General features: G+C 73.0%; 11 protein-coding genes. 7 read left to right on the forward strand and 4 right to left on the reverse strand.

The features are described 5' to 3' along the window. On the forward strand, window positions 1–1,711 hold a 1,711-nt coding region (locus VGW35_24615; GenBank protein ID HEV8310856.1), incomplete at its 5' end, for a VCBS repeat-containing protein. Window positions 1,712–1,770: 59 nt separating this feature from the next. Here VGW35_24615 and VGW35_24620 read toward each other — a convergent pair. Beyond that, window positions 1,771–3,111 carry a UDP-N-acetylmuramate dehydrogenase gene (locus VGW35_24620; GenBank protein ID HEV8310857.1) on the reverse strand — a complete coding sequence of 447 codons (1,341 nt, stop codon included), beginning with the start codon at window positions 3,109–3,111 and terminating at the stop codon, window positions 1,771–1,773. Window positions 3,112–3,124: 13 nt separating this feature from the next. Continuing rightward, window positions 3,125–3,937: an SDR family NAD(P)-dependent oxidoreductase gene (locus tag VGW35_24625; GenBank protein HEV8310858.1), complete on the reverse strand. Its 813-nt coding sequence runs from the start codon at window positions 3,935–3,937 to the stop codon at window positions 3,125–3,127. 173 nt (window positions 3,938–4,110) lie between these two features. Between VGW35_24625 and VGW35_24630 the strand changes: the two genes are divergently transcribed. Continuing rightward, entirely contained in the window at window positions 4,111–6,438 is a 2,328-nt protein-coding gene (locus VGW35_24630; GenBank protein HEV8310859.1) for a molybdopterin cofactor-binding domain-containing protein, read from the forward strand. Window positions 6,439–6,456: 18 nt separating this feature from the next. On the opposite strand, the gene msrB is transcribed toward VGW35_24630, so the two are convergent. Next, window positions 6,457–6,864 (reverse strand): peptide-methionine (R)-S-oxide reductase MsrB, encoded by a 408-nt coding sequence (gene msrB / locus VGW35_24635; GenBank protein HEV8310860.1) that lies wholly within the window; start codon window positions 6,862–6,864, stop codon window positions 6,457–6,459. Between the two features lie 174 nt (window positions 6,865–7,038). On the opposite strand from msrB, the gene VGW35_24640 reads away from it, so the two are divergent. Genes VGW35_24640 through VGW35_24660 form a run of 5 tightly spaced genes read left to right on the forward strand, consistent with a single transcriptional unit; the run spans window position 7,039 to window position 10,492 of the window. After that, complete coding sequence (locus tag VGW35_24640) at window positions 7,039–8,130, forward strand: mandelate racemase/muconate lactonizing enzyme family protein (GenBank protein HEV8310861.1); 1,092 nt, start codon at window positions 7,039–7,041, stop codon at window positions 8,128–8,130. A 21-nt stretch (window positions 8,131–8,151) separates the two neighbouring features. Next, window positions 8,152–9,141 carry an aldo/keto reductase gene (locus VGW35_24645; GenBank protein ID HEV8310862.1) on the forward strand — a complete coding sequence of 330 codons (990 nt, stop codon included), beginning with the start codon at window positions 8,152–8,154 and terminating at the stop codon, window positions 9,139–9,141. A gap of 10 nt (window positions 9,142–9,151) precedes the next feature. Next, complete coding sequence (locus tag VGW35_24650; GenBank protein ID HEV8310863.1) at window positions 9,152–9,406, forward strand: alpha/beta hydrolase; 255 nt, start codon at window positions 9,152–9,154, stop codon at window positions 9,404–9,406. Next, window positions 9,403–10,068, forward strand: a complete 666-nt coding sequence (locus VGW35_24655; protein HEV8310864.1) for a ribonuclease H family protein — start codon at window positions 9,403–9,405, stop codon at window positions 10,066–10,068. The genes VGW35_24650 and VGW35_24655 overlap by 4 nt, the downstream gene beginning before the upstream one ends. Before the next feature lie 22 nt (window positions 10,069–10,090). Next, on the forward strand, window positions 10,091–10,492 hold the full coding sequence (locus VGW35_24660; protein ID HEV8310865.1) for a hypothetical protein: 402 nt from the start codon (window positions 10,091–10,093) through the stop codon (window positions 10,490–10,492). Window positions 10,493–10,508: 16 nt separating this feature from the next. On the opposite strand, the gene VGW35_24665 is transcribed toward VGW35_24660, so the two are convergent. Then, the gene (locus VGW35_24665) at window positions 10,509–11,030 is read right to left on the reverse strand and encodes a nucleotidyl transferase AbiEii/AbiGii toxin family protein (protein HEV8310866.1); all 522 of its coding nucleotides are present in this window, start codon (window positions 11,028–11,030) and stop codon (window positions 10,509–10,511) included. Window positions 11,031–11,436 lie beyond the last annotated feature (406 nt).

Consider the following 11,436-nt stretch of genomic DNA (forward strand, 5'->3'; position numbering starts at 1 on the left):
GGACCAGCGGGGCGAGGCGCCGGCCTACTTCGACCTCTCGGCGCTCGCCCTCAGCTCCGAGCTCGAAGACCCGGCGATCCACGGGCAGCTCGACCTGGGCGGCCTCGTCCCGCGGTCGGGGCCCTTCCTCGCCACCTACCGCCTCCTGTTCGACGCCGACCACAACTCCAGCACCGGGGTGGACGACGAGGCGGGCTTCGCCGGCATCGAGCGCGAGGCCCGGGTGGAGGTGGGGCGCGAAACCGAGACGGGGCCGGTGGCGGTATCCGGCGCCGTGATCGACCGGATGACCGGGCGGCGCACGGCACTCCCGGCGCGGCCCCGGCTGGTCCTGAGCCAGCGCGTCGCCGATCGGGACATCCCGGTCCAGGCGATGTCGCACCAGCTTCTCTTCACGCTCCCCAAGGCGCTGCTTCGCCTGACGGCCGCCGAGGTGCCGGTCGGTGTCGTCTCCCAAAGCCCGCGCGGGATCCACGACGTCGCCTCGACGCTCCTGGATCTCCGCCGCTGGATGCGGGATGCGTCGCTCCGGCTCCGGCACGGCTCGGTCCGCCCGGGCCAGGCCGTCCCCTTCGAGGTCGCGGGACTTCAGCCCCTGAGCCCTTTCCACTTCTTGCTCGACCAGCGGCGTCTGTTCGGCGGCACCCTCGACCCGGCCGGGGGCGCCACCGGCAGCTTCAACCTTCCGGTGTTGCCCTTCGGCGAGACGGTCTTCCTCAACGTCCGGGACGCCACCGGCGAGTTCGCCTTCAACGTCGTCCGCGTGGCCGGCTCCATCGTCACGGGGCCGGGCCCCGGCGGGCAGGCCGTCCGGGTCTTCCGGGACGGCCGGCCGACGGCGACCTTCCTCCCCTATGTGCCCGCGTTCGCGGGTGGGGTCTCGATCGCCGTCGCGCCGCTCGGTGGTGCCGGGGCCCAGCTCGTGACCGGGGCGGGCCCCGGCGACCCGCCCCACGTCCGCGCCTTCACGGCCAGCGGCGCGCCGCGGGCCACGAGCTTTCTGGCCTACGACCGCGGGTCGCGGAGCGGGGTCCGGGTGGCGGCCGGCGACTTCGAGCGGGACGGGCGCGCGGAAGTGGTCACCGGGCCGGGACCCGGGCTGCCGCCCCGAGTCCGAGTCATCAAGCTCGGCGCCGACGGGAACCCGGTGCGCGACCTCGCGAGCTTCCTCGCCTACGACGAGGGCTTCCGTGGGGGGGTGAACGTCGCGGCTGGCGACGTCGATGGCGATGGGGTCCCCGAGATCATCACCGGACCCGGAGCCGGGGCGCCGCCAGAGGTGCGAGTCTACCGGCTCCAGAGCGGGGCGCCCGGGGGCGTCCGCCTCCTCGCCCGCTTCCTCGCCTTCGAGCCGACGTTCACCGGCGGCGTCCACGTGGCGGCTGGCCCCCTCGACGCCGGCGACCGCGACTCCATCGTGGTCGGGGCCGGCCCCGGCCGCCCGCCGCTCGTCCGCGTGGCGAAGCTTCTCGGCGGCGTGATCCGCATGCGCGCGAGCTTCCTCGCTTACCCGGCCGCGTTCCGGGGCGGCGTCTTCGTGGCCGCCGGCAACGTCGCCGGCGACAGCCGCAGCGAGATCATCACGGGGCCGGGCCCCGGCATCGCCCCGCAGGTGCGCGCCTTCACCGGGAACGGCGTGCCCACCGGCCTCGCATTCCTGGCCTACGGCGCCGCCTTCCACGGCGGCGTGGCGGTGGCCGCGCTGCCCTGACTCAGCCGGACGGGCCCTCGGCGGCCCCCTCCCTGTGTCCCGAGACGGGGAAACGGCCGTCAGTCGGCCGGCAATCCGCCGTCGAAGCGGGCGAACCCCCAGAAGACCGGCTCGGGGACGAGGCGGACGCCGAAGCGCGCCTCGACGCGGGCCCGGACCCGGCGAGCGAAGCGGACGATGTCGGCGGCCCGGGCGCCCTCGTGGGCCACCAGGGCGAGCGTGTGCCGTGTGGAGAGGCCGACCGGACCGTCCGCGTCGCCGCGCTGGAACCCCGCGCGCTGGATCAGCCAGGCGCCCGAGAGCTTCACGCGACCGTCGGGCTCCGGCCAGCGCGGCATCGCGGCGTCTTCCGCGACCGCCTCGATCCGGGCGACCTCGTCGGCGGTCACCACCGGGTTCACGAAGAACGAGCCGCAGCTCCGGCGGTTCGGATCGCCGTCGTCCAGCACCATGGACTTCCCGCGGCGGATCGCGAGCACGCTCTCTCGCACGGCCCGGAGCGACGCCGCCGTGATCCCGCGGGAGGCGAGATGCTGCTGGACCTCGGCGTAGCGCACGGTCGGGGCGCCGCCCGGAATCAGCCGGTAGGTGACGGCCAGGACGACGTAGCGCTCGGGCTCCCGGCTCTTGAAGACGCTGTCGCGGTAGGCGAAGCCGCACGCCTGGCGGCTGAGCGTCACGACGCGGCCGCTGGACCGGTCGAGCGCGCGGACGGCGACCAGCGTCTGGCTCACCTCCTGGCCGTAGGCGCCGACGTTCTGGATCGGCGTCGCCCCGACCAGACCCGGGATGCCGCTCAGGCACTCGATCCCCGCCCAGTCGCGGGCGACGGTCTCGCCCACCAGCGCGTCCCACGGCTCGCCGGCGGCCGCCGTCAGCTCGACCGCGTCCGCCGCCGCGCGGGTCGCGATCCCGCGCAGGCCGATCTTCAGGACGAGCCCGTCGACGCCGCCGTCGGCGACGACGAGGTTCGAGCCCCCGCCGAGGACGCGGAGGGAGACCCCGCGGCCCGTCGCCCACCGGAAGGCCTCGAGCACGGCCGCTTCGTCGCGGGCCTCCAGGAAGAACCGGGCGGGCCCCCCGACGCCGAGGGTCGAGTGGGGCGCCAGCGGGACGTGCTCCCGGGGGATTCCCGGCTCCGCGCTGGCGGCCTCGACGACGTCCCGCGCCTCCGGGGCCATGTAGACCGTGTCCACGTCGAGCCGGCTCAGCGCCCGCGCCAGGGCCCGGACGCGATCCGGGAGCGGCGCGCGGGCGTCGAGGAGCACGAGCTCGCGCCCGTGGACCAGGCAGAGGCCGCCGGCGCCGGTGGGCGGGTCCTCGAAAGGCTCGATGCGGACCTCGACCCCGAGCCTCATCGCGACCCGAAGCAGCTCGTCGAGGAGGCCCTGGTGGTCCATCCCCGGAGCCTCCCTACTCGAGCTCATACTCCCCGGCGGCGGCCGCCGCCTCGTGCGCCAGCCGGGGGATCTGGGTGGCGAGCTTCCCGCCGCTCACGTCGATCAGCGTCCCCGTGATGTAGCCGGCCAGATCGGAGGCCAGGAAGCAGACGAGGTGGGCGACGTCCCGCGCCTGGCCCCATCGCCGCAGGGTGAGCGTATCCAGGAGCCGGCGCTGGCGCTCGGGCGGCGCTTCGGCGAAGCGGTTCATCTCGGTCGGGATCATCCCGGGCGCATAGCAGTTCACGGTCACGTTCCAGGGGCCCAGCTCCCCGGCCAGCACCCGCGTGAAGTAGTGGACCCCGGCCTTGGACGCCGCGTAGGCCGCGCTGCCCGTGATGGGCACGATGGCCGCGAAGGAGGCGGCGTTGAGGATCCGGCCCCAGCGCTGCCCCTTCATGACGGGAACCACGGCCCGGCACATGAGGAACGTGCCCTTGAGATTGACGGCCTGGTTCAGGTCCCAGGCCTCCTCGGAGAGCTCGTCGACCGGCGCTCCCGGCGCGACGCCGGCGTTGTTGACCAGGATGTCGATCCGGCCGTAGGCGGCGTGCACCGCGGCCACCGTCTCGGCGACTCCCGCAGCGTCCCGCACGTCGCAGAGGTACTGGCGACCGGCCCAGCGCCGGCGCGCGAACTCGGCCCCCACGTCGTCGAGGGACTCCCGGCGGATATCGGTGACGACCGTGGTGACCCCCTCGCCGGCGAGCGTCGCGGCGATCTCGCGGCCAATGCCGCGCCCGGCGCCGGTGACGATCGCGACCTTGCCGCCCAGGTCGATCTGCATCGCGCGCTCCTCCCCGCTTCCGGGCCCGCGTTCCGGCGACCGGCGCCTCGTCTCGCCATGATACTCCGAGGCGCGGTGGGTGGCGGGGCGTCCGCCGGGCAGCCTCCGTTGACTCTGCGGCCGATTGCTTTACTGTGAGACGGGACCCGATCTCCGGCAGAGGAGGCTCGCGCATGCCAGTCGGCAAGCTCATGGGCGCCGAGGTCAAGCGGAAGGAAGACCCACGCCTGATCACCGGGAGGTCGACCTACGTCGGCGACCTCACGCTGCCCGGGATGCATTACGTCGCCTTCGTCCGGAGCCCCCATCCTCACGCCCGCATCCGCGGCATCGAGACCGCCGCCGCCCTTCGGCGCCCCGGCGTCGTGGCCGTCGTCACCGGCCAGGATCTCGTCGGCCGCTGCGCCCTGCTGCCGATCCCCTTCGGGGGTGCCGAGGGCGGCGGGGCCGGGGCCGAGGGCGATGGGCGGAAGCACCACGCGCTGTCGATCGAGCGCGTCCGGTACGTCGGGGAAGCGGTGGCGGCGGTCGTCGCCACCTCCGAGGCCCTGGCGGTCGACGCGGCGGGAGACGTCGAGGTCGACTGGGAGCCCCTCCCCGCGGTGGCCGATCCCCTCCAGGCCATGGCCGACGGGGCGCCCCGGCTCTTCGACGATGCGCCGCGGAACGTCGAGCACGAGAACGCGATCCGGGCGGGCGACCCCGACGCCGCCTTCGCCCGGGCGCACCGGGTCGTCAAGCAGCGGATGGTCAACCAGCGACTCTGCGGCGTTCCCCTGGAGCCCCGGGCGACGCTCGCCGCCCCCGACCCGGCGACGGGCGGCCTGGTGGTCTGGGCCACCACCCAGGCGCCTCACGGGCTCCGGGCGGACCTGGCCACCGCCCTCTCGATGCCGCTGAACCTGATCCGGGTCATCGCGCCCGAGGTCGGCGGCGGCTTCGGGGTGAAGTTCGGGCTGTATCCCGAGGACGCGGTGCTGGCCACGCTGGCGCGCCTCCACCGGATCCCGCTCCGCTGGACGGAGACACGGCTCGAGCACATGGTGGCGACGACCCACGGGCGCGCCCACGTCACCGACGTGGAGGCGGCGGTCGAGGCCGACGGCACCATCACGGCGCTCAGGTTCCACGTGATGGCCAACGTCGGGGCCTACCCCATCTTCACCTTCATCCCCGATCTCACCCTCATGATGGGGGTCGGCGTCTACCGGATCCCGAGCGTGGACCTGCGGACGACCTGCATCTTCACCAACACGACGCCGGTCGCCGCCTATCGGGGGGCCGGCCGACCGGAAGCCGCCTACTACGTCGAGCGCCTGGTGGACCTCGTCGCCGCCGAGCTGGGTCTGCCCCCGGAGGCGGTGCGGCGGAAGAACTTCATCCCGCCGGACGCGTTTCCCTACGCGGCGCCGACGGGCCAGCGCTACGACAGCGGCGAGTACGACCGGGCGCTCACCAGGGTCCTCGAGATCTCCGAGTACGCGGCGCTCCGCGCCGAGCAGCGGGAGCGCCTGGCCCGACGCGATCGGGCCCTGCTCGGCGTCGGGATGGCCTGCTACGTGGAGATGTGCGGCTTCGGCCCCTTCGAGAGCGCGATCGTGCGCGTGGAGCCGAGCGGTACCGTGACGGCCTTCACGGGGACCTCGCCGCACGGCCAGGGGCACGAGACGACATTCGCCCAGATCATCGCCGACCATCTCGGCGTCGACTTCGACCAGATCGTGGTCCGCCACGGCGACACCGCGACGACGCCGATGGGGCACGGCACGGGAGGGAGCCGCAGCCTGGCTCTCGGCGGCTCGGCCATGCTGCGGGCGGCCACCAAGGTCCAGGAGAAGGCGCGGCGGGTGGCGGCGCTGATGCTGGAGGCGGCCTTCGAGGACGTCGTGCTGGCGGACGGGCGCTACCAGGTCAAGGGCGTGCCGGCCCGCAGCCTCACGCTGGCCCAGATCGCCGCCCGCGCCTACGGCGAGCACCTCCCCGAGGCGCTCGAGTCCGGCCTGGAGGCGACCGACTTCTTTCGCCCGGCCCAGCTCGTCTACCCTTTCGGGGCGCACCTGGCGGTGGTGGAGGTGGACCGCGAGACGGGCCAGGTGTCGGTCCGCGCCTTCTTCTCCGTGGACGACTGCGGGCCCCGCATCAGCCCGATCCTGGTGGCGGGCCAGGTGCATGGCGGGCTGACCCAGGGCATCGCCCAGGCGTTGCTGGAGGAGATGGTCTACAACGACGAGGGGCAGCTCCTGACCGGGTCGCTGATGGACTACGCGTTGCCGCGCGCGGATGACCTGCCCTCGTTCGTCACCGCGGAGACGGTGACCGTGACGCCCTTCAACCCGATGGGGGCGAAAGGCATCGGCGAGGCGGCCACGATCGGCTCGACCCCGGCGGTCGTCAATGCGGTGGTCGACGCCCTCCGGCCCTTCGGCGTCCGCCACCTCGACATGCCGCTCCGCCCGGAGCGGGTCTGGCGCGCGATCCACAGCCCCGGCGCGGGAGCCTGACGCGAAGGCGACTCATGATCAGGCTTTTTCCGGCTTCCGGTCGAGCTGGAGCGCCACCGAGTTGATGCAGTAGCGCAGGCCGGTCGGCGCCGGGCCGTCGTCGAACACGTGGCCGAGATGCGAGTCGCAGCGGCCACAGCGGATCTCCGTCCGCCGCATGAGCCAGCTCTCGTCGTCCGCGGTGCTGACGGCCTCGGGGTCGATGGGCGCGGAAAAGCTCGGCCACCCGGTCCCCGAGTCGAACTTCGTGTCGGCGCCGAACAGCGGGTGGCCGCAGCCGGCGCAGCGATAGGTCCCGGGATCCTCGCACTCGTGGTATTCGCCGGTGAACGGGCGCTCGGTGCCGTGCCGCCGAAGCACCTGGTACTGCTCCGGCGAAAGGTCCCGCCGCCACTCGGCGTCCGACTTGGTCACCTTGTCCGCCATGACGCGTTCCTCCCCTGCCAGGCCCAGGCTAGACCCGGCGCGACCCGAGATCAAGCGCCGGCCTTGTGTCCGGGCACCGACCCCGGCTACGTTAATCACGTGGCCTACCCGGGTCCTCGGGGCTGCTCCTGGCCCCCATGAAGCGGGACGTCGTCGGCCGATAGGCGCGAAGGCATGGCTCTCGCCGCGCCGGAGGTCGGTCACTATCGGATTCCGCTGCCCCGGATCCTGTCGGACGCCACCCACGGCGACATCACGCACTTCGAGCTGGTCACGGTGCGCCTGCGGGCCCGGGACGGCGCCGAAGGGACGGGCTACACCTACACGGTCGGCGCCGGAGGTGCCGCCATCCGTGCCCTCCTGGCGCGAGACCTGGCCCCGGTGCTGACCGGCCAGGACGAGGAGCGGATCGCCGACCTCTGGCAGCGCATGTGGTGGCGCCTCCACTACGTGGGCCGGGGTGGCCTGGCCGCCTTCGCCATCTCGGCCGTGGACATCGCCCTGTGGGACCTGCGAGCGCGGCGGCAGCGGATGCCGCTCTGGCGCCTCCTCGGAGGCCACGACCCCCGCGTCAAGGCGTACGCGGGCGGGATCGACCTCCAGTTCCCGCTCGATCAGCTCCAGCGCCAGACCGAGGAGAACCTCGGGCGCGGCTTCCGCGCCATCAAGATGAAGGTCGGCCGGGACCGCCTCCAGGAGGACCTCGCCCGTGTCCGGGCCCTGCGCGAGCTCCTGGGCCCCGACACGCCGCTCATGGTGGACGCCAACATGCGCTGGACCGCCGACCAGGCGATCCGGGCCTCCCGGGCGCTCGCCGAGCACGACGTCTTCTGGCTGGAGGAGCCCACCACCCCGGACGACCTCCCCGGCCACGTCCGCATCGTCCGCGAGGGGGCCCTCCCGGTCGCCGCCGGCGAGAACCTTCGCACCCTCTCCGAATTCGAGCGCCTCATCGACGCCGGCGGCGTCAGCTTTCCGGAGCCCGACGTGTCGAACTGTGGCGGCATCTCGGTGTGGCTCCGGGTGGCCCACGTCGCCGAGGCCCGCCACCTGCCGGTCACGTCCCACGGCGTGCACGACCTCCACGTGCACCTGCTGGCGGCGGTGCCGAACGCCTCCTATCTCGAGGTGCACGGGTTCGGCCTCGAGCGCTTCATCGCGCACCCGCTCGAGCTCGTGGACGGGGAGGCCGTGGCCCCCGAGCGGCCGGGGCACGGCGTCGAGTTCGATTGGAAGGCCCTGGAGACGCTGCCAGCGCCGGCCTGAGACGACGCACAGGAGACGGCCATGGACTACGTCACCCTCGGGAACAGCACGCTCCGGGTCTCGCGCATCGGGCTCGGGTGCATGCCCATGTCCGGGAGCATCTACGGCCAGAGCGACGATGCCAGCTCGATCGCCGTGATCCAGCACGCGCTGGATCGGGGGATCAATTTCCCGGACTCCTCCGACATGTACGGCTGGGGCCACAACGAGGAGCTCCTCGGCCGGGCGCTCAAGGGGCGCCGCCACCAGGCGGTGATCGCGACCAAGTTCGGCCAGGTGCGGAGTCCCGACGGCAAGGCCAACCTGGTCGACGGGCGACCGGCGTACGTGCGGCAGGCATGCGACGCGAGCCTCAAGCGCCTCGCGGTCGACGAGATCGACCTCTACTACCAGCACCGGGTGGACCCCAAGGTCCCGATCGAGGAGACGGTGGGCGCGATGGCGCGGCTCGTCCAGGAGGGCAAGGTACGCGCCCTCGGGCTCTCCGAGGCGGCCCCGACGACCATCCGGCGCGCCCATGCGGTCCATCCCCTGAGCGCGGTGCAGCTGGAGTACTCGCTCCTCTACCGGAATCCGGCCGAGGACACCTTGCCCACCTGCCGGGAGCTCGGCATCTGCCTGGTGGCCTACTCGCCCCTCGGCCGCGGCTTCCTGACGGGGAGGATCCAGAGCCCCGCCGACCTCGCGCCGGGCGACCGGCGTCACCAGCACCCGCGTTTCCAGGAGGCGAACTTCCCGCACAATCTGAAGCTGGTCCAGCGGCTCGTCGAGATCGCCGGCGAGAAGGGCGTCACCCCCTCCCAGCTCGTGCTGGCCTGGCTTCTCGCCCGGGGCGAGGACGTCGTCCCGATCCCCGGCACCAAGCGCACGGCCTACGTGGACGAGAACCTCGGCGCCCTCGAGGTCCGGCTCAGCGCCCGCGATCTCGAGCGTATCGAGGACGCGATGCCGCCCGGGGCGGCGGCCGGCCCCCGGTACCCCGAGGCGCAGATGAAGTCGGTCTACCTCTGAATCCCCGCCGGTGGCCTGCTACGGCGCGCGACAGCCGGTCGACGCCTGGCCACTCCTCCCGCGGATCACGGCGCCGACGCTGATCGTCCGGGGCGAGCGGAGCCCGATCCTGACGCGCGCGATGGCGGCGCAGATGCGCGAGGCTATCCCGGGCGCCGCCAGTGTCGAGATCCCGGGCGCGTACCACCACCTCGTGCTCGACCGCCCGGCGGACTTCACCGCCGTCCTCGACGGGTTCCTCCGCCGGACGGGAGCGGCCGGATGAAGGTCTACGTCGTGACCCGCCCGGACTCGATCCGCGGCATCTACCCGACGTGGGCCGAGTGCAAGGCCGCGACCGCCGGCGTCCCCGGCGCGCGCTACCAGGCCGTGTCGAGCCGGGAGGCCGCCGAGGCGATGCTCCGCGGGGAAGCGATCCGCCTCCCGCCCGGGACTTACGCCTTCGTGGATGGCAACCACATGGGTGGGATCGGTGTCGTCCTCGTCGAGCAGCCCGAGGGCGGGGCCGAGCCCGTCGTGCTGAAGGAGGTCGGCACGACGGCCTACGAGGCCTTCGGCCGGGCACGGATCCCCGGGCTCGAGGCCCGCCCGCGGATCACGGCCGCCGTGGACCGCCTGCGGAACATCCTCACGGAACTCGGGGGCCTCTACACCGCCCTCACGCTGGTGCCGACCGGCACCTCGCTCACCGTGGTCCACGATTACGAGGGCGTCGGGGCGTGGCTGGAGGGACGCTGGAAGGCCAAGGACCCCCTGGTGGCCGCGATCGTCGCCGCGTGCCGGGCGCTGATCGCCGAGCGACGCCTCACGGTGCGCTTCCGGCACCAGCGCGGGCACGAGTCGACCCACGCCGGGCGCAACGACTTCGCCGCCCTGAACGCCCGGGCCGACGCCCTCGCCACCGAGGCGGCCCTGCGCGGACACTGAAGGCCGGCCCGCGAGGTGAGACATGAAGGCGCGAATGCCGTTGATCACCCCGTACTACCTGGCCACCCCGCTCTTCGCGCTCGTGGACTGGCTCTGGGGCGTGAACGTCCGGATCGTTGCGCTCGACGACTACCCGGCGATGAAGTACGGCTACTACGCCCTCTGCCTCGGTTGCGGGTTCCTGACCTGCGTCCGGCCGGCGCTCGCCCCCGTCGTCGGCCTGGGGGAAAGCTCCCTGAACATCGTCCTCCTGGTCCTCGGGATGCTGTTCCCCTACTTCCGTGTCTCCCGGGCGATCCTCGAGGGCCACTCCGTGGTGAACCCGTACCATCCGGGGATGTTCGTCAACTTCGCGATCTCGGGCGTGGTGCTCTACCTGGCGCGTCGCCGCTCGGAGCGGGCGCTCGGCCTCGACCGCCTCTGACACCCTCCGGCTCGGCTCACACGAGCCGGTCGAGGACCTCGCGAGGCACGCGCTCGCGCAGCGTCGGATAGGCCTCGAGGAGGCGCGCGATGTCCGCGAGGTCCTTCTGGCGCTTGCTGGGACGGCGCTCGGCATCCAGGACCGCCCAGATCTTGCCTTGCAGCAGATCGTCGACCCGCGCGACCGGCAGGCGGTGGCCGAGCACGTCCCGGACCGTGGCCCGGTCCACGAAAGACCCGTACCGGGGGTCGAGCTGGATCTGAACCCGCAGATCGGATCCGGGGAGCGTGACGTTGAGACTGTGGGGGAACCGCTCGACCCTGAAGGCTTCCGCCAGCAAGGCCTCGGCCCGAGCGAGCTGGTCGGCCGCGACCACGACATCCAGATCGAGGCTCACCACCGGCTCGACGTAGGCGTTCACCCCCTGGCCCCCGACGAGGCAATACCGGATTCCGTGCTCGGTCAGGAAAGCGATCAGGCGATCGAGCAAATCGACCCTGTCGTGCACCACCGTCTTCCAGAACGTCCGGGCTCGCACGCGCGGCTCCTCCTCATGCAGCCCCTCATCTTATCAGGGCCCGTCACCCAGTCGCGGGAACTCTCGGAGGGGCGGCCGAGGGCTCTCCGGTCCACCGGGAACGCCGTGGGGGGAAACCCGATTGTCAGCCGACGCCGCTCCGCCCTATCATCCCGGGGCACAGTGCGAGGCTCGCTCTCACCCTCTACACCGAGGTGAAGAGCATCCGCCGGGTCGGCCCCGAGCCGGCGCGCTTCGAGGTGCCGGCCGGCTACACGCTGAAGAGATAGGGCCGGGGCCGCGCGGCGCGCCGGAGGCCGTGACCCGCCAGGCTAGCGGTGTGTCGGGAGTTAATCCGGCGCCGACCGCCGAGCGCGTGGTGCATCGAGGAGCGTTCCGAGCGGCGGCTTCGCCGCCGCCACGACGG

Source organism: Candidatus Methylomirabilota bacterium, assembly GCA_036005065.1.
GTDB lineage: Bacteria > Methylomirabilota > Methylomirabilia > Rokubacteriales > DASRDR01 > DASYQW01.

Coding starts and splice junctions, on each gene's coding strand:
- VGW35_24620 (HEV8310857.1), bottom strand. CDS start 3,111: ATGGACCACCAGGGCCTCCTCGACGAGCTGCTTCGGGTCGCGATGAGG.
- VGW35_24625 (HEV8310858.1), bottom strand. CDS start 3,937: ATGCAGATCGACCTGGGCGGCAAGGTCGCGATCGTCACCGGCGCCGGG.
- VGW35_24630 (HEV8310859.1), top strand. CDS start 4,111: ATGCCAGTCGGCAAGCTCATGGGCGCCGAGGTCAAGCGGAAGGAAGAC.
- msrB (HEV8310860.1), bottom strand. CDS start 6,864: ATGGCGGACAAGGTGACCAAGTCGGACGCCGAGTGGCGGCGGGACCTT.
- VGW35_24640 (HEV8310861.1), top strand. CDS start 7,039: ATGGCTCTCGCCGCGCCGGAGGTCGGTCACTATCGGATTCCGCTGCCC.
- VGW35_24645 (HEV8310862.1), top strand. CDS start 8,152: ATGGACTACGTCACCCTCGGGAACAGCACGCTCCGGGTCTCGCGCATC.
- VGW35_24655 (HEV8310864.1), top strand. CDS start 9,403: ATGAAGGTCTACGTCGTGACCCGCCCGGACTCGATCCGCGGCATCTAC.
- VGW35_24660 (HEV8310865.1), top strand. CDS start 10,091: ATGAAGGCGCGAATGCCGTTGATCACCCCGTACTACCTGGCCACCCCG.